Source organism: Cobetia sp. PDI-23MA (assembly GCF_059507735.1).
In genome coordinates this window covers 1,289,970-1,306,982 of the sequence record NZ_CM183352.1, presented here as the reverse complement: position 1 = coordinate 1,306,982, position 17,013 = coordinate 1,289,970, and the positions used below count along the sequence as shown (strand labels likewise).

15 protein-coding genes are annotated in these 17,013 nt (G+C 65.3%); 5 read left to right on the top strand and 10 right to left on the bottom strand.

Translation table 11 applies throughout. From position 1 onward, the window contains the following. Window positions 1-79: 79 nt before the first annotated feature. Window positions 80-895: a transcriptional regulator GlcC gene (gene glcC, locus AC5WNJ_RS05605; RefSeq protein ID WP_495930628.1), complete on the bottom strand. Its 816-nt coding sequence runs from the start codon at window positions 893-895 to the stop codon at window positions 80-82. Between the two features lie 408 nt (window positions 896-1,303). On the opposite strand from glcC, the gene glcD reads away from it, so the two are divergent. The 4 genes from glcD (at window position 1,304) to AC5WNJ_RS05585 (ending at window position 5,935) form a co-directional block, all read left to right on the top strand. Next, the gene (gene glcD, locus AC5WNJ_RS05600; RefSeq protein WP_495930627.1) at window positions 1,304-2,803 is read left to right on the top strand and encodes a glycolate oxidase subunit GlcD; all 1,500 of its coding nucleotides are present in this window, start codon (window positions 1,304-1,306) and stop codon (window positions 2,801-2,803) included. A 79-nt stretch (window positions 2,804-2,882) separates the two neighbouring features. Beyond that, window positions 2,883-4,085, top strand: coding sequence for a glycolate oxidase subunit GlcE (gene glcE, locus AC5WNJ_RS05595; protein WP_495930626.1), 1,203 nt, complete (start codon window positions 2,883-2,885; stop codon window positions 4,083-4,085). 28 nt (window positions 4,086-4,113) lie between these two features. After that, entirely contained in the window at window positions 4,114-5,436 is a 1,323-nt protein-coding gene (gene glcF / locus AC5WNJ_RS05590) for a glycolate oxidase subunit GlcF (RefSeq protein ID WP_495930625.1), read from the top strand. Between the two features lie 91 nt (window positions 5,437-5,527). Beyond that, window positions 5,528-5,935 (top strand): GlcG/HbpS family heme-binding protein, encoded by a 408-nt coding sequence (locus tag AC5WNJ_RS05585; protein ID WP_043334532.1) that lies wholly within the window; start codon window positions 5,528-5,530, stop codon window positions 5,933-5,935. A gap of 126 nt (window positions 5,936-6,061) precedes the next feature. On the opposite strand, the gene AC5WNJ_RS05580 is transcribed toward AC5WNJ_RS05585, so the two are convergent. Next, window positions 6,062-6,967 carry a LysR family transcriptional regulator gene (locus AC5WNJ_RS05580; RefSeq protein WP_495930624.1) on the bottom strand — a complete coding sequence of 302 codons (906 nt, stop codon included), beginning with the start codon at window positions 6,965-6,967 and terminating at the stop codon, window positions 6,062-6,064. A 194-nt stretch (window positions 6,968-7,161) separates the two neighbouring features. Here AC5WNJ_RS05580 and mgrA point away from each other — a divergent pair, with 194 nt between their 5' ends. Beyond that, the gene (mgrA, locus tag AC5WNJ_RS05575; protein ID WP_495930623.1) at window positions 7,162-8,190 is read left to right on the top strand and encodes an L-glyceraldehyde 3-phosphate reductase; all 1,029 of its coding nucleotides are present in this window, start codon (window positions 7,162-7,164) and stop codon (window positions 8,188-8,190) included. A gap of 138 nt (window positions 8,191-8,328) precedes the next feature. On the opposite strand, the gene xylB is transcribed toward mgrA, so the two are convergent. From xylB to AC5WNJ_RS05535, 8 genes are all read right to left on the bottom strand, one after another. Then, window positions 8,329-9,846: a xylulokinase gene (xylB, locus tag AC5WNJ_RS05570; RefSeq protein ID WP_495930622.1), complete on the bottom strand. Its 1,518-nt coding sequence runs from the start codon at window positions 9,844-9,846 to the stop codon at window positions 8,329-8,331. A 24-nt stretch (window positions 9,847-9,870) separates the two neighbouring features. Further along, on the bottom strand, window positions 9,871-10,572 hold the full coding sequence (locus AC5WNJ_RS05565) for a nucleoside/nucleotide kinase family protein (protein WP_495930621.1): 702 nt from the start codon (window positions 10,570-10,572) through the stop codon (window positions 9,871-9,873). A gap of 59 nt (window positions 10,573-10,631) precedes the next feature. Next, window positions 10,632-11,441 (bottom strand): L-iditol 2-dehydrogenase, encoded by an 810-nt coding sequence (locus AC5WNJ_RS05560; RefSeq protein WP_495930620.1) that lies wholly within the window; start codon window positions 11,439-11,441, stop codon window positions 10,632-10,634. A gap of 57 nt (window positions 11,442-11,498) precedes the next feature. Continuing rightward, the gene (locus AC5WNJ_RS05555) at window positions 11,499-12,209 is read right to left on the bottom strand and encodes an HAD family hydrolase (RefSeq protein WP_495930619.1); all 711 of its coding nucleotides are present in this window, start codon (window positions 12,207-12,209) and stop codon (window positions 11,499-11,501) included. 41 nt (window positions 12,210-12,250) lie between these two features. After that, entirely contained in the window at window positions 12,251-13,498 is a 1,248-nt protein-coding gene (locus AC5WNJ_RS05550; RefSeq protein ID WP_495930618.1) for an ABC transporter ATP-binding protein, read from the bottom strand. Between the two features lie 89 nt (window positions 13,499-13,587). Next, window positions 13,588-14,472 (bottom strand): carbohydrate ABC transporter permease, encoded by an 885-nt coding sequence (locus tag AC5WNJ_RS05545; RefSeq protein WP_176676670.1) that lies wholly within the window; start codon window positions 14,470-14,472, stop codon window positions 13,588-13,590. Between the two features lie 31 nt (window positions 14,473-14,503). After that, entirely contained in the window at window positions 14,504-15,391 is an 888-nt protein-coding gene (locus AC5WNJ_RS05540; RefSeq protein WP_495930617.1) for a carbohydrate ABC transporter permease, read from the bottom strand. Window positions 15,392-15,638: 247 nt separating this feature from the next. Next, window positions 15,639-17,000: an ABC transporter substrate-binding protein gene (locus tag AC5WNJ_RS05535; protein WP_495930616.1), complete on the bottom strand. Its 1,362-nt coding sequence runs from the start codon at window positions 16,998-17,000 to the stop codon at window positions 15,639-15,641. Window positions 17,001-17,013: the final 13 nt, after the last annotated feature.

Genomic DNA, 17,013 nt, shown 5'->3' with positions numbered 1-17,013 from the left:
CAGCGCGCACTCCATTCCAGCCCCCATGCCAGCCAGCGCACACGCCTGAGCCTGAGCCTGAGCCAAAAACCCTGACGCGCTACTCGAAGCCTTCCAGCCGCATGGCCGAGCGCACCAGCCGCTCGTCCTCCGCCTCCAGCTCGCGCAGGTTGTCGCGAATGCTGTGCAGGTGCTCCAGCGCCGCCTTCTCCGCCGCCTCCGGCTGCTGGTCCATCACCGCGCGGTAGATGGCCGTGTGCTGGGCATTGATCTGGCCGCGAGGAATCGGGCGATGGTAGAGATTGCGCAGCGAGGCGAATACCGAGCTGAGCAGCAGGTCATTGATGCCCTTGAGCGTATGCACCAGCACCGGGTTGTGGGACGCCTCACAGATGGCGTGGTGGAAGGCGTGATCGTGACGCGCCAGCTGCTGGGCATCCGGCAGCGCCACATCGCCCGGCGCTGAGGATTCGAAGTCGGGCGGATACTCGCGCACACAGGCCGCCATTGCCTCGTAATGACGCCGGATCAGCACTCTATCCGCCGGCGTGCCGCGCAGGGCAGCCAGTCGCGCCGACTGCCCTTCCAGCAAGGCCCGCACTTCCAGCAGGTCATACAGGGTGCGCGGCTGATCCCGAAACAGGTGCATCAGCGGACTGATATCGCCGCTCGGCAACAGCGCCGCGACGCTCGATCCCTTGCCGTGTCGCGTCTCGATGATGCCCTTGCCACGCAACAGCCTGAGCCCCTCGCGCAGCGAGGCCCGCGAGATCCCCAGCCGCTCACATAGCCGGCGCTCCGAGGGGATCATCTGCCCGGGCTTGAGCACGCCATCCAGAATCAATTGCTCCAGGCGCGCCGCGGCCTGATCCGCGGCGCGGGGGTCAGCTCCTGACTCGGCGATGGTTTGCAGCATCCTGCCCCTCCCCTTCCTGTGCTCGACCTTCGTGTGCCCAACCTTCGTGTGCAGGGCCTTGATCAACACCCTCGTGGCGCTTGATCGACCCGCTGGCAGCGCCTGGCGATTCTCGACTGGTCAGACCTGTCAATCAGCGGGCGCAAAGGCGCCTGATGGCAGTGGGTGTGAGGCCAGTAAAGCGTGGTTTTCCTTGCACAAACACTAGACGAATGTCTGGTCAGACCACTGATGTGAAGCATGGACAAGGCCAGGGAGGCAGGCCAGATTGTGTGCAGATCAGGTGCGGCGGAATCGACAGGCGACTCGCTCGAACCCCGCATCAGCCGACAGTAACGACAGACAGCACCAGCAGACAGAAACGACAGACAGCAGCCGCGCAGACCCCAACCTCCCGGGAGGCAGTGCATGAATATCCTCTATGACCCGACGCTGGATGGACCGCTGGCCCAGCACGACAAGGGCCAGGTGCTGGCGCATCTCACCACCCTGCTGCCGGACCTGACGCTGCTGCACCGCGAGGAGGACCTGCACCCCTTCGAATGCGATGGCCTGTCCGCCTATCGCGTCATGCCGATGCTGGTCGCCCTGCCGGAGCGGGTCGAGCAGGTCGCCGCCCTGCTGCGTGAATGTCATGCGCTGGGCGTGTCGGTGGTGACACGTGGCGCCGGCACCGGGCTGTCCGGCGGCGCCTTGCCGCTGGCGCAAGGCGTGCTGCTGGTGATGTCGCGCATGGCGCGGATTCTCGAGATCGATCCCGACGCCCGCACCGCGCGCCTGCAGCCCGGGGTGCGCAATCTCGCCATTTCCGAGGCCGCCGCGCCCTTCGGGCTCTACTACGCGCCGGACCCCTCCTCGCAGATCGCCTGCTCCATCGGCGGCAACGTGGCCGAGAATGCCGGTGGCGTGCACTGCCTCAAGTACGGCCTGACCGTTCACAACCTGCTCAAGCTCGAGATGCTGACCATCGAAGGCGAGGCGATGACGATCGGCGCCGACAGCCTCGACTCGCCCGGCCTGGACATGCTGGCGCTGATGACCGGCTCCGAAGGCATGCTGGGGGTGGTCACGGAAGTCACGGTGCGCCTGCTGCCCAGGCCCGAGACCGCCAAGGTGCTGATGGCGAGCTTCGCCGATATCGACAAGGCCGGCCGCGCGGTGGGCGACATCATCGCCTGCGGCATCATCCCCGGCGGGCTCGAGATGATGGACAACCTGGCGATCCGCGCCGCCGAGGACTTCATCCACGCGGGCTATCCGGTCGAGGCCGCCGCCATCCTGCTCTGCGAGCTGGACGGCGCCGAGGCCGATGTCGTCGATGACTGCGCGCGAGTCCGTGAGGTGCTGGAGCGCGCCGGCGCCACCGAGATCCGCCAGGCACAGGATGAGGCCGAGCGCGCGCGTTTCTGGGCCGGACGCAAGAATGCCTTCCCCGCCGTGGGCCGCATGTCGCCCGACTACTACTGCATGGATGGCACCATTCCGCGCCGTGAGCTGCCCGCCGTGCTGAACGGCATCGCGGAGCTCTCGCGCCAATCGGGGCTTGCGGTGGCCAATGTCTTCCATGCCGGTGACGGCAACATGCACCCGCTGATCCTGTTCGATGCCAACCAGCCCGGGGAGCTTGAGCGGGCCGAGGAGGTCGGCGGCAAGATTCTCGAACTGTGCGTGGCCGCCGGCGGCAGCATCACCGGCGAACATGGCGTGGGCCGCGAGAAGATCAATCAGATGTGCGCCCAGTTCAATCGCGAGGAGATCAGCGCCTTCCATGCCGTGAAGGCCGCCTTCGACCCCGCAGGCCTGCTCAACCCCGGCAAGAACATCCCGACGCTGGCGCGCTGCGCCGAATTCGGTGCCATGCATGTGCATCACAACCAGCTGCCGCATCCGGAGCTTCCGCGTTTCTAGACAGCTGCGGCGGGACCTTTCGCTACCTGACGTTCGCCACTTCATCGCCACTTCATCGCCACTTCAATAGAGACATGCCATGCCAGAGCCAGATGATTCGCTCCAGGATCAGGTGCCAGGCCATGCCGAGTGCGCCACACCTGCCGCCAGCCAGCCCCCGCAGCAACAGGATGCCAGCGAGGCACTTTGCGCGCAGGTCCGCGCCGCCCATGAGGCGAGGCGCCCGCTGCGCATCGCCGGCAGCGGTAGCAAGGCCTTCCTCGGGCGTGAGGTCGTGGCCGAGGAAGTGCTCGACATGCGCGCGCATCATGGCATCACCCACTACGATCCCGTGGAGCTGATGGTCTCGGTGCGTGCCGGCACCCCACTGGCGACGCTGGAAGCCGTGCTCGCCGAACAAGGCCAGCATCTGAGCTGCGAGCCGCCCCACTTCGGCCCCGAAGCGACCGTCGGCGGCACTCTCGCTTCTGGACTCAGCGGCCCACGCCGCCCCTGGAGCGGCAGCCTGCGCGACCTGGTGCTGGGCACGCGCATCATCAGCGCCGATGGCAAGGCGCTGCGCTTCGGCGGCGAAGTGATGAAGAACGTGGCGGGCTACGACCTGTCGCGCCTGATGTGTGGTGCCCAGGGCACCCTGGGCGTGATCAGCGAAGTCTCGCTCAAGGTGATGCCGCGCCCGGTGGCGAGCGACTCGCTGTGCCTGGAGCTCAGTCTCGCCGAGGCGCTGACTCGCCTGGATGCCTGGGGGCGCACGCCGCTGCCGGTCACGGCCACCAGCTGGCATGACGATTGCCTCACCCTGCGCCTTGAAGGCGGCGAGCGTTCGGTCCAGGCCGGGCGCGAGCAATTGGGTGGCCAGGCACTGACGACTGACCAGGCATCAGCGCACTGGACTGAGTTGCGTGAGCATCGCCTGCCCTTCTTCACCGCACGCGCACCACATCAGGCCCTGTGGCGACTGTCCTTGCCGCTGTCACTGGATCACGTCGAATGGCAAGCCGCCGTCGGCGAGCTGTTGGGTCATCTTGAGGACGCTGACCTGCTGTGTGACTGGGCGGGCGCCCAGCGCTGGCTTTACAGCGACGCCCCCGCTGACAGGATTCGTTCGCTGGCCAGTCGGCTGGGTGGCCATGCCATCTGCTACACCCCGGAAGCCGTCGCTGCCGAGGACAGTCCACTGATGCCACTGGCGGCCATCAATGCTCGCTATCACCTCCAGCTCAAGCAGCAGCTGGATTCTCACGGCATCCTCAATCCCGGTCGTCTATATGCCGAGATGTGATTCACTTCATGACGGGAGACGCACCTGAATGCAGACCCACTTCAGTGACGCCGCACTTGCCAGACCGCATATCCAGCGGGCCGACAAGGTCCTGCGCAGCTGCGTGCATTGCGGCTTCTGCAATGCCACCTGCCCCACCTATCAGCTGCTGGGCGATGAGCGTGACGGCCCGCGCGGGCGCATCTATCTGATCAAGCAGCTGCTGGAGAGCGACCCCGAGAGCCAGGACGCAAGCACCCGCCAGCAGGCCAGCGAGATCACCCGCGAAACCCAGCGGCACATGGATCGCTGCCTGAGCTGTCGCAGTTGCGAGACCACCTGCCCGTCGGGCGTGCAGTATCACACCCTGCTCGATATCGGGCGTCAGGAGCTGGAGCGCCGCGTCGGCCGCCCGTGGCGAGAGCGCCTGCTGCGCAGCGGCCTGCGCCATGCACTGGTCGAACCCGCGCGCTTCAAGGCCCTGCTGGCACTTGGCGTGCGCTTTCGTCCCCTCGCGCCTGGCGCGCTGGCCGACAAGATCCCGCTGACCCGCGAGCGCGACCATCAAGCCGAGCACCCGACCACCCCTGTCACCGCGACGCCTTCTGATCAGTTGCTGCCTCGCCAGGTGCTGATGCTGGAGGGCTGCGTGCAACCGGGCCTGGCCCCCAACATCAATGCCGCCACCGCCCGTGTGCTGGCGCGCTTCGGCATCGGCGTCACGCCCATTCAGGAGGCCGGCTGCTGCGGTGCCATCGACTATCACCTCAACGCCCAGCAAGCCGGTCGCGCGCGCATGCGTGCCAACATCGATGCCTGGTGGCCGGCCATCGAGGCCGGCGCGGAAGCGATCGTGCAGACCGCCAGTGGTTGCGGGGCCTTCGTCAAGGAATATGGCGAGATGCTGGCCGATGACCCGGACTATGCTGAGCGCGCCGCACGCGTAAGCGCCCTGGCCCGCGATATCGTCGAGGTACTCGGCGAGGAGATCGGGCGCGATGATCGACAGAGTCTCGCGGCCGCGCCCGACCAACAGCCGCTGGCCTTCCATTGCCCCTGCACCCTGCAACATGCCCAGGGACTGGGCGGCGAGGTGGAGAAGATTCTGTCGCAACTGGGCTTTACGCTGGCGCCTGTCATGGAGGGCCATCTGTGCTGCGGGTCCGCCGGCACCTACTCGATCACGCAACCGGAGTTGTCACGCCAGCTGCGAGACCGCAAGCTTGAGGCGCTGGAGGCCAACGGGCCTGCGCGCATCGCCACCGCCAACATCGGCTGTCAGACGCATCTCTCGAGCGCCGGACGCACGCCGGTGAGTCACTGGATCGAACTGGTGGATGACGCCCTGCCCGAGACGCTCCCGCAGAAATGAAGCGTCACTATCTCTTTCACTATCTCTTTCACTATCTGTTGCACTCTCTCTTTCACTGTCCTTTTCCCCCCACCACTGCCAAGGAAGCCCGATGATCACTCGCCACGTACTGACCCTCGCTGACGTCAATCAGATGCTGGATGCCGCCCAGAAGGAAGCCGAGGCCAATGGCTGGGCCGTCTCCATCGCCGTTGCCGACGATGGCGGCCACCCGCTGGGCCTGCGTCGCCTCGACGACACCCCGGCGATGACCGGCTACTTCGCCCAGGAGAAGGCCAAGAGCGCCGCCCTGGGTCGCCGCGAGACCCAGCTGTTTGAGGACTCCATCAACGGCGGCCGCACCGCCTTCCTGTCAGCGCCACAGCTTGAAGGCATGCTGGGCGGCGGCGTGCCGGTGATGGTCGAAGGCCAGATCGCCGGCAGCATCGGCGTGTCCGGCGTCAAGCCGGAGCAGGATGCCCAGATCGCCAAGGCCGGGGTCGCCGCGCTGGGCCTTTGAGGCGCCGCCAGCCTGGATAAAGAGGCCTCACCGGTCTGAATAAATGAGGCGAATGAAAAGACCGCCGCGCCCCTCGGGGCACGGCGGTCTTTTTGCATATGCCTCTCCTGCATCCGTGTCTTTCGATCACGCACTGCGAGGTGGCATGGCGGCTTCCACCGCCGCCATGAAGGCACGCAGTTTGCCCGACTGCGGCAGGCGCTGGGGATAGAGCATGTAGATGCTGTTGGGCTCGCCCTCCTCATGCGCCAGCAGACGCACCAGACGGCCCTCGGCCAGCTCACGATCGACCAGGTAATGGGCGACCCGGATGATGCCGGCATGACCCAGCGCCTGCTGCTTGAGCAGGCGGTGATCATTGATGGCCAATCCCCCCGCGAGACTGACCTCACCACTGGCCAGCGGCCAGCCGGACTGCCCTGACCAGACGTGGCAGCGATGATCGCCAAGCGCTGCGGCCGTGTACGGCGTGCCATGCGCGGCAAGATACTCGGGCGAAGCGCAGCAGCAGTGGACATAATCGAGCAGGCGACGCGCGATCATGTTGTCCGGTGGTGTGCGCGTGGCACGAAATGCCACATCAAATGGCTCACGGGTCAGGTCATGGCTCTCGTAACTGACGTCCAGACGCAGCTCGACCGCCGGATGGCGGGCCTGAAAGGCATTGCAGACCTCGACCAGATAACGCTCGGCGAACAGTACCGGTGCCGTGATGCGCAACACGCCGCTGTAGCCCTGGCGCTCCGAATCACTCGACTGAGCGATGTCGTGTTCAAGCTCGCGCTCCATTGCCAGCAGCTCGCCGTGTACCGACTGCATGCGCTTTCGAATGCGCTCACCCTCCTCGGTGAGACGGACCGCCCGCGTGGTGCGGATCAGCAAGGGCGCCCCGATGTCCTGCTCCAGCCGCCGCACCTGCTCGGAAAGATGTGCACGCGACACGCCCAGCGCCTTGGCCGCCCGGGTGAAGCTGAGGGTTTCCGCCACCTGAGCGAACAACATCAGTCGCTCCACCTGCTTGTGATGCCGCATCCTGCCTGCTCCTCATGCCAGCCACCCGTAATTTCAGTGATCGAGCCTGCCACAGTATTGTACGCTCTGGCGAACAATCTATTCGTTCGCATGTGCTTATCAGGCCTGCAGACGCGACCTAGACTGAAGGCGTCATTCGATGTCACTCCCCCCCTGTGTGACATCGACGCCTCCACTCGCGAAAGGACTCCGCCATGCGCTATACCCCGGCTGAAGATCGCTACGAACGCATGCACTACCAGCGCTGCGGCAAGAGCGGCCTCAAACTGCCCCGCCTGTCACTGGGGCTCTGGCACAACTTCGGCAACAACGCCCACGAAGACAATGCGCGCGCCATCTGCCAGACCGCCTTCGATCTGGGCATCACCCACTTCGATCTGGCCAACAACTACGGGCCGCCGCCGGGCAGTGCCGAGGAAATGTTCGGTCGCATGCTCAAGCGAGACTTCGCCGGCTATCGCGATGAGATGGTGATCTCCACCAAGGCGGGCTACCACATGTGGCCTGGCCCCTACGGCGAATGGGGCAGCCGAAAGTACCTGCTCTCGAGTCTGGACCAGAGCCTCAAGCGCATGGATCTCGATTATGTCGACATCTTCTATTCGCACCGCTTCGATCCGGACACGCCGCTGGAAGAGACGATGGGCGCGCTTGACAGCGCCGTACGTTCCGGCAAGGCACTCTATGCGGGCATTTCCTCCTACAATGCCCAACGCACCCGCGAAGCCGCCGCCATCCTGCGCGAACTGGGCACGCCGTGCATCATCCATCAGCCCAGCTATTCGATGATCAATCGCTGGATCGAGGAAGACGGCCTGCTCGACACCCTTGATGACGGGGGCATCGGTTCCATCGTGTTCTCGCCGCTGGCCCAGGGCGTGCTGACCAACAAGTATCTGGGTGGCGTGCCACAGGATAGCCGTCTGGCACGCGGCGGAGCGATCAAGGAAGACCACCTCACCGAGGACAATCTGGAGCGGGTGCGCGCCCTCAACGCCATCGCCGAGCGCCGTGGCCAGTCGCTGGCCCAGATGGCCCTCGCCTGGGCGCTGCGCGGCAACCGTGTCACCACCGCACTGATCGGTGCCAGCCGCCCGGAACAGGTCAGCGATTGCGTCAAGGCGCTGGATCATCTCGACTTCACCCAGGCCGAGCTCGACGAGATCGACCGCTACGCCGTCGATGGCGGCGTCAATCTATGGGCGCGTTCGTCCAATGCCTGAGCCCGTACCTGAGCCGCGACTGAAGCAGTGAAGTGCCTGAAACACATCGCCCCCGCCGAGTGAGTCTCGACGGGGGCGATGTGCTTTGGCGTGACGCGCTGATGTATCGAGCTCTGACAACGTGCTCTGACAACGTGCTCAGCCGCCGGCGGCAATGCCGTGCTCGGCTTCCAGCAGCGCGCGGTAATCGGCGTAGCCCTTGCGGTAGGCGGCCACGCCTTCTGCCTGGGGCTGGGCGAGTGTCGCATGATCCAGCGCGACCAGCCGCTCACACAGTTGCTCAAGCGTCTCGCTGGGGCGACCCTGCCCTTCATCGCCGGACTGGCCCAGACACCAGCCCGCCTGAATGGCGGCGCCTAATGCTGCGGCCTCGGTCACCTGCGGGCAGACCACCTCGAGGCCGAGAATGTCGGCCAGCATCTGACGCCACAACGGGCTTTTGGCGCCACCGCCCACCAGACGGATCTGGCGCGCCCCATTGGCCAGCGGCCCCATGCACTCCAGTGCATAACGCAGGCCGTAGCTTGCGCCTTCCATGGTCGCGCGACACAGGTTGGCCGGGGTGGCATTGCGACTGTCCAGCCCATGGAAACTGGCCTGGGCACGCGGCAGCATCGGCACGCGTTCGCCATTGAAGAACGGCAGCACCTGCACACCCTCGGCTCCGCGCGGGGCGCTTGCCACCTGAGCGGAGAAAGTGGCGATGTCGAAACCGAACATCTCGCGCACTCGGGTGGTGGCCGACGTCACATTCATGGTGCACACCAGTGGCAACCAGCCACCATCGCTGGCGCTGAAGCTGGCCACCTGAGGATCACAGCCCACCGGATAGTCCGCCGACCAGGCGCATACCGTGCCGGAGGTGCCCATGCTGAGCGTCACCCGCCCCGGCGCGATATTGCCGGTGCCGATGGCGCTCATCATGTTGTCACCGCCGCCACTGGAGACGATGACGTCGTCACGCAGCCCGAAGCGCGCGGCGATCTCGGGGCGAATGCGCCCGGCCGGCTCTTGGGACTCGATCAATCGGGGCAGCACGCGCCGGGCATCAAGCTCCGGGGCGATCTGCGCGAAGACATCCTGATGCCAGCAGCGCCGACGGGTATCGAAATAGCCGGTGCCCGAGGCATCGCCGTATTCGGCGACGCGCTCACCGGTCAGCCAGAAGTTGAGATAGTCATGCGGCAGCAGGATGCTAGCGATGCGCTGGTAGCGCTCGGGATGCTGCTCACGCAGCCAGGCGAGCTTGGAGGCGGTGTAGCCGGTCTGCAGCACCAGACCGAGCGTCTCCAGGCAGCCCGCCTCACCTCCCAGCGCCTCGACCAGCGCGGCATTGTGCTCGCTGGTCTCGGTGTCACACCACAGCTTGGCCGGATGCAGCGGCACGCCGGCCTCATCCAGCACCACCATGCCATGCTGCTGGCCGGACACCCCGATCGCCGCGATGCGCTGCGGGTCCAGCCGCGAGGTGGCCAGTGCATCATCGAAGGCGCCCTCAAGCGCCGCCACCCAGTCCTGCGGGTCCTGCTCGCGGCGCCCGTTGGCGCCTTCCTGCAGCGCATGACTGCGCTGGCCCTGGGCCACGATGCTCCCGCAGGCCGGATCGACGATCACCACCTTGGTACTCTGGGTCCCACAATCAACACCTACCCACATGCGGCTCTCCCTGCCATCCGTCATTCAGCTGCCCTCCCCATCGGGGCCGATGGGGGCATTCGCGAGACGCCAACGCCAGTCGGCGTTGAGCGAGTCCTGCTTGATCAGGTGCGCGTTGAGCATGTCCTTGTGATGGGTACGCTCATGGGCACCACGGGCATCCTGCCCCATCTCGCGCCAGCGGTGCAGCAGGCGCGGCACCAGCACCTCATCCTCGATATCCAGGAAGATGCTGATGTCGAACAGGTCGAGCAACGCATCCCAGGGCGCGTGGCGCAGCAGCAGATAGTTGCCCTCGACCAGCACGATGCGGTGGTGATTCTCGACCACGCGGCCACCGGCACGTGCCAGGTCCAGCGGGCGATCGAAGACCGGCACGGCGACCGGGCCATCATTGGCGCGCACCCTGACGAGATCATGATAGAGCCCGCGCGCATCGAAGGTTTCCGGTGCGCCCTTCACGTAGAGCAGACCCAAGGGCGCCAGCACGGCGTTGTCGTAGTGGTAGCCATCCATCGGCACCACCACGGCGATGCCGGGTTCCAGCGCATTGAGGGTCTCGCACAGGGATTCCGACAACGTCGACTTGCCCGCCGCAGGCGGGCCGGCGAGGGCCACGATGGTACGTGTGCGCTGACTGGAGGCGTGTTCCGCCAGCACACGGCTGGCCATGTCGTCCAACGAGGGCGACATGTGGGCCAGGCGGGAATCGGATAAAGATGTCACGTGACTACCTCATTCATGGATGCGCACCCTTGCAGCAGGACGGAAGGCGTCTCTCATCCTTAGCTCATCCAGTTGCCACCGTCGACATTGAGCGTCTGGGCGACGACGAAATCGCTGTCTTCACAGGCCAGAAATACCGCGGCACCGGCGTGGTCGTCCGGCAGCCCCATGCGTCCATAGGGCACCGCCTCACCGACCAGACGTTTTTTCTCGCCCAGCGGGCGCTGTTCATGATGGGCGAACAGCGCATCGACCTGATCCCACATCGGCGTATCCACCACGCCCGGCGCGATGCCATTGACATTGATGCCATGGCGGATGAGATCAAGCCCGCAGGACTGGGTGAGGCTGATGACGGCGGCCTTGGAGGCACAATAGGCGCTGACCAGCGCCTCGCCGCGTCGTCCGGCCTGCGAGGCCATGTTGATGATCTTGCCGCCCTGCCCGCGCTCGACCATCGTTCTGGCCACCGCCTGCAGAGTGAAGAACAGGCCTTCGACATTGACCGCCAGCTGGTGGCGCAGCATGCCCTCGCTGACCTCCAGCACCGGCGCCATGGCGAAGACGGCGGCATTGTTGACCAGGATATCGATCGGCCCCAGCTGTGCCTGCACGCATTCCAGCATGCTCTGGCGCGAGACGCTGGAGGTCACGTCCAGCGTCACTGCCAGCACTCGTGCCTGCGGCCCGGCCTGCTCACGCAGTCGCTTCGCGGCACGCTCCGCCGCCTCACCGTTGATGTCCGCCAACGCCACAAAGGCGCCTTCGGCGACGTAGCGGGTGGCGATGGCCAGGCCGATACCGCCCGCACCGCCGGTGACCACCGCCACCTTGCCGGCGAGCTTGCCGACGGCCTGAGTCGCTGGCACTGAGGATGTCTGTACGGGTTTAGCCGCCTTGTGCATGACATTACCCCCTGATGGTGCTCATGTGGCGCTCAGATCGCTGACCTGACCGATACGCAGCTTGCTGATCAAGGCGCTGACCTCCTCCATGCTCGCACGGCTCTGCCAGGCGCCCGCCTCCAGCTGACGCTGGGCGTGGCCCGGCGGGATGTGCCCGGCGCCGGTGAAGCCGATCACGCGCAGACCGGCCGCGACCGCCGCGCTGACGCCGGCGAGGCTATCCTCGACCACCACGCACTCCTGGGCATCACGCCCCAGCTGACGCAGCGCCAGCTGATAGACATCCGGCGCGGGCTTGGGTCGCGCGACCTGCTCGGCCGTGAACAGCGGCACCGACGCCAGCCAGCGATCCAGACCGGTGGCGGCCAGCGAGGCGCGCACGCGGCGCTCGGCACTGTTGGAGACGATCGCCACGGCCACGCCATTCGCCAACAGCCCGCCAAGCAGTTCCGCCATGCCGGTGATGGGCGCAAGTTCCTTCGCCAGACGTGATTCGATGGCGTGATCGATGCGCTCCATTGCCTGCGGTGGCAGGGTGTGAGCACTCATGGCCTCCAGATGGCCCAGGATGGCCTCGGTGGTCATGCCCAGCGCCGCACGCAGCTCGGCCTCGGTGTCGAGATCCGGCAGCCATTCCCCCAGCTGGCGCGACAGCTCCTCCTCGGCCAGCACTTCGCTGTCCACCAGCACGCCGTCACAATCGAAGATCACCTGCTGCAAGGGGGTACTCATCTCATCATCCTCTCTGGCTTCCCGATTCGCGGCTGCCCGGTTCATGCGCGGGCTTCCTGTGCGGCACTGGCACTGGACAGGGAATTGTCCTGACGGGTCAGGCTGGTCAGCGGGTGACGGTTGAGATTCTGCAGCGCTAGCCCTTCACGGGTGAAGAGGTGCGCGCGCTCGACATCGAAGCCGTAGCGGATGCTGTCACCCACCCGGCTGTTGACGTCGCCATCCGCCATCAGGATCCAGCCGCTGTCGGACTGCTCGTCGGACTTGAGGCCGCCGATCGGCGCATCGCCGGAGCCATCCGGAGTCGCCAGATAGAGCGACGTCACCCCGCCCAGACGCTCGATGACCTGAACCTGACCCGTGAACGGGCCTTGCTCATCGAGCATCAGATGCTCGGGGCGCACGCCCAGCGTCAGGGTGTCGCCGACGTTGACCGAGACGCCATCCTCGGTCTGGCTCGCCACCGGAATCAGGCGCTCGCTGCCATCCGGCAGGCGCACCGTGACGCCCTCGTCCGCCACGCCAGTGACGGTGATATCGAGGAAGTTCATCTTCGGCGAGCCGATGAATCCGGCCACGAAGCGGTTGCGCGGGTGATGGTAGAGCTCCATCGGCGAGCCGACCTGCTCGACCACGCCGCCCTGCAGCACGACGATCTTGTCGGCCATGGTCATGGCCTCGACCTGGTCGTGGGTCACGTAGATCATGGTCGCCTTGAGTTCGGCATGCAGGCGCGCCAGCTCGATGCGCATCTGCACCCGCAGCGCGGCGTCCAGGTTGGAGAGCGGCTCATCGAACAAAAAGATGCTCGGGTTGCGCACGATGGCGCGACCGATGGCGACACGCTGACGCTGTCCCCCGGAGAGTGCCTTGGGCTTGCGGTCCAGCAGCGGCCCGAGCTGCAGCACCTCGGCGGCGGCATTGACCTTCTCGGCGCGCTCTTCCTTGGAGACGCCGGCGAGCTTGAGGCTGAAGCCCATGTTCTCGCCCACGGTCATGTGCGGGTAGAGCGCGTAGCTCTGGAATACCATCGCCAGACCGCGCTCGGCCGGGCCGATGTCGTTCATGCGCTTGCCATCGATCAGGATGTCACCGGAGGTCGAGTTCTCGAGCCCGGCGATCATGCGCATCAGCGTGGACTTGCCGCAACCGGACGGGCCGACGAAGACCACGAATTCCTGGTCTTTCACTTCCAGATCGACCCCCTTGATGACCTGGGTGGTGGTCGCGCTGGCGCCGCTGCCGGAGGTGAACTCCTTGACGATGTTCTTGAGCGTGAGTGTGGACATGGGAAGTTTCCTTATCCGCACCTGCCCGTGGGCAGGTGATGGCAAATTTGGGTGGCATGGCATGCGTGCAACATGCGTATGGCGAACCGTTACTTGACGGCACCGAAGGTCAGGCCGCGTACCATCTGCTTCTGGGTCATCCAGCCGAAGATCAGGATCGGCGCGATGGCGAGCGTGGAAGCCGCGGACAGCTTGGCCCAGAACAGTCCTTCCGGACTGGAGAAGGACGCGATGTAGGCGGTCAGCGGTGCGGCGTTGGAGGTGGTCAGGTTCAGGCTCCAGAACGCCTCGTTCCAGCTCAGGATCACGCACAGCAGACCGGTGGAAGCGATGCCCGGCAGGGTCAGCGGCAACAGCAGGTGGAAGATCTCCTGCAGGGTGCTGGCGCCATCCATGCGGCCGGCTTCGAGAATGTCCTTGGGAATGTCCTTGAAGAAGGTGTAGAGCATCCAGACCACGATCGGCAGGTTCATCAGCATGTAGATGATGATCAGGCCGGTACGGCTATCCAGCAGCCCCAGATCGCGGAAGATCAGGTAGACCGGCAGCAGCACACCCACGGACGGCAGCATCTTGGTGGAGAGCATCCACAGCAGCGTGCCCTGGGTGCGCTTGGTGGGCAGGAAGGCCATCGAGTAGGCGGACGGAATCGCGATCAGCAGCGCCAGCAGCGTTGCCCCGAGTGAGATCACCACACTGTTCATGGCGTACTTGAAGTAGTCCGCGCGTGCCTGGATCTCGATATAGCCCTCGACGCTGGGCGTGAAGAACAGGCTCGGCGGCGTGGCGATCGCCTCGGCCTCGGTCTTGAAGCTGGTGAGGATCATCCAGAAGATCGGGAAGAACATCACCAGCGCGATGGTCCAGGCCACCAGGGTCAGGACAAGCTTCTTGTTGATCACGCTGCGGCGCGCGCGACTGGCGCTGACGGCAGCGCTGGCGGCGGCCACGGAATTGGAAGTTGAAGTCGACATCATTGAGTCTCCCTGTGCTGAGCGCTTGTCATCAGTTCTCGAGATTCTTGGCGACGGTACGCACCAGGAAGAAGGCCACGATATTGGCCAGGATGATGGCGATCACGCCACCGGCGGAGGCACCACCCACATCGAAGTCCAGCAGGGCGCGGATGTAGATCAGGTACGCCAGGTTGGTCGAGGCCAGCCCCGGGCCACCTGAGGTGGTGACGAATATCTCGGCGAAGATGGTCAGCAGGAAGATCATCTCGATCATCACCACCACGCTGATGGCGCGCTTGAGGTGCGGCAGGGTGATGTAGAAGAAGATCGCGATCGGCCCTGCCCCGTCCATGCGCGCGGCTTCGACCTGGTCGTCATCCAGTGACTGGATGGCGGTCAGCAGGATCAACACCGCGAACGGCAGCCACTGCCAGGTGACGATGATCACGATGGAGGTCAGCGGCAGGCTGGCGAACCAGTCGATGGCCGGCAGACCGAACAGCCCGGCGACCCAGGCCAGAATGCCGTTGACCGGGTGCATCATCATGTTCTTCCACACCAGGGCACTCACGGTGGGCATGATGAAGAAAGGCGCGATCACGAACAGGCGCGCGACGCCGCGGCCGAAGAATTCCTGCTGCAGCAATACCGCCAGCAGCGTGCCGCCGACCACGGTGGCGACCAGCACCCAGCCCACCAGCAGCAGGGTGTTGCCCATGGCGGTCCAAAGGGACGGGTCGGTCAGCAGGTAGTAATAGTTGTCGACGCCGGCGAAACCGGACACCGACGGCATCATCAGGTTGTAACGCTGGAAGGAGAACCACAGGGTCATGACCAGTGGTACCAGCATCCACATCAACAACAGGCTTACGGCTGGGGCTTGCAGCGACAGGGTTCGCAATCCCCCGACGGTGCGTCCGGATGCTCTCGTTCGCATGGTGAGTCCTTCGATACGGTGAGGAAGTCAGGCAATGCGGTGGGCTTCAGGCCGAGGCTGTCCGTGCCACGCCGCGAGGGCGTTGCAAGAGTCTCGAGAGGAAGGGGTACCGCGGGCGCCGGACGGGGCTCCCGCCGTGCTTCGAGCCAATGTCGATTGAGGCTCAAGGCAAGGCGGGAGGCCGTTGCAACGTTCAGATCAGATCCGTTCAGATCAAATCCGTGGGGATCAGATCGGCTGGATCAGATCAGTAGCCCGACTGGCGCATGGTGCGCTCGGTGGAACGCTGGGCGGAGGACAGTGCCTGCTCGACCGACATCTGGCCGGCCAGCGCCGCGGCAATCATCTGCCCCACCTGGGTGCCGATGGACTGGAATTCCGGAATGGTCACCATCTGCACGCCGACATAGGGCACCGGCTCCAGGGTCGGATCAGTCGGGTCGGCACTGGTGATGGCGTCCATCACGAAGCCGGCGAAGGGTGCGGCGTCCTTGTAGGACGGGTTCTCGTAGGTGGAGACACGTGTGCCCGGCGGAATGCTGGCCCAGCCTTCACGCTCGCCGACCAGGTTCACGTATTCCTGGGAAGTGGCCCAGGTGATGAAGGTCTGGGCGGCATCCTTGGACTTGGAGGATTCCGGAATCGCCAGCGCCCAGGACCACAGCCAATGCGAGCCTTTCTCCGTCTTGGCGATCGGCGCCGGCGCGAAGCCCAGCTTGTCGGCCACGGAAGATTCCTTCGGATTGTAGAGCTTGCCGGCCGCCGAGGTAGCGTCGACCCACATGCCGCACTTGCCGCTGGAGAACAGCGCCAGGTTCTCGTTGAAGCCGTTGGAGGTCGCGCCCGGCGGGCCGTACTTGCCCATCATGTCGACGTAGAAGTTGATGGCCTCGCTCCAGGCCGGGGAATCCAGCTGCGGCTCCCACTCCTCATTGAACCAGCGACCGCCGAAGCTGTTGACCATGGTGCCCAGCACCGCCATGTTCTCGCCCCAGCCCGGCTTGCCGCGCAGGCAGATGCCGTAGACGCCTTCATCCGCGGAGTTGAGCTTGGCGGCCCAGTCGTTGACCTGGCTCCAGGTCGGCTGCTCCGGCATCTCGATACCGGCCTGCTCGAAGAGGTCCTTGCGGTAGTAGAGCATGGAGCTTTCGCCATAGAACGGCAGCGCGTAGAGGCCCTTCTTCTCGCCTTCGGTCACGCTCAGACCATCCCGCACCGGCTTGATCAGGTCATCGACCTGATAGTCTTCCGGCAGGTTGTCGAGCTTGGTCAGCCAGCCATGCTTGGCCCAGATGGGCACTTCATAGGTGCCGATGGTCATGACATCGAACTGGCCCCCCTGGGTCGCCACATCGGTGGTCAGACGCTGGCGCAGCACGTTCTCTTCCAGTACCACCCAGTCGAGGGTGATGTCCGGATGCGCCTTCTCGAATTCGCTGGTCAGGCTCTGCATGACCACCATGTCGGCGTTGTTGACGGTCGCGACGGTGATGGTCTCGGCGCTGACCTGGGCGCTGAGCGGCGCCAGGGCAGCGACACTGGCGAGCGAGAGCAGATGACGGCGGGACTTGGTCATGTGAGGGGACTTGGTGATGTGAGGTAGGCGCATGAGGGCACTCCAT

Excerpts from the sequence above, each read along its gene's own strand:
- glcC (WP_495930628.1), bottom strand. The coding sequence starts at position 895 with ATGCTGCAAACCATCGCCGAGTCAGGAGCTGACCCCCGCGCCGCGGAT.
- glcD (WP_495930627.1), top strand. The coding sequence starts at position 1,304 with ATGAATATCCTCTATGACCCGACGCTGGATGGACCGCTGGCCCAGCAC.
- glcE (WP_495930626.1), top strand. The coding sequence starts at position 2,883 with ATGCCAGAGCCAGATGATTCGCTCCAGGATCAGGTGCCAGGCCATGCC.
- glcF (WP_495930625.1), top strand. The coding sequence starts at position 4,114 with ATGCAGACCCACTTCAGTGACGCCGCACTTGCCAGACCGCATATCCAG.
- AC5WNJ_RS05585 (WP_043334532.1), top strand. The coding sequence starts at position 5,528 with ATGATCACTCGCCACGTACTGACCCTCGCTGACGTCAATCAGATGCTG.
- AC5WNJ_RS05580 (WP_495930624.1), bottom strand. The coding sequence starts at position 6,967 with ATGCGGCATCACAAGCAGGTGGAGCGACTGATGTTGTTCGCTCAGGTG.
- mgrA (WP_495930623.1), top strand. The coding sequence starts at position 7,162 with ATGCGCTATACCCCGGCTGAAGATCGCTACGAACGCATGCACTACCAG.
- xylB (WP_495930622.1), bottom strand. The coding sequence starts at position 9,846 with ATGTGGGTAGGTGTTGATTGTGGGACCCAGAGTACCAAGGTGGTGATC.
- AC5WNJ_RS05555 (WP_495930619.1), bottom strand. The coding sequence starts at position 12,209 with ATGAGTACCCCCTTGCAGCAGGTGATCTTCGATTGTGACGGCGTGCTG.
- AC5WNJ_RS05550 (WP_495930618.1), bottom strand. The coding sequence starts at position 13,498 with ATGTCCACACTCACGCTCAAGAACATCGTCAAGGAGTTCACCTCCGGC.
- AC5WNJ_RS05545 (WP_176676670.1), bottom strand. The coding sequence starts at position 14,472 with ATGTCGACTTCAACTTCCAATTCCGTGGCCGCCGCCAGCGCTGCCGTC.
- AC5WNJ_RS05540 (WP_495930617.1), bottom strand. The coding sequence starts at position 15,391 with ATGCGAACGAGAGCATCCGGACGCACCGTCGGGGGATTGCGAACCCTG.
- AC5WNJ_RS05535 (WP_495930616.1), bottom strand. The coding sequence starts at position 17,000 with ATGCGCCTACCTCACATCACCAAGTCCCCTCACATGACCAAGTCCCGC.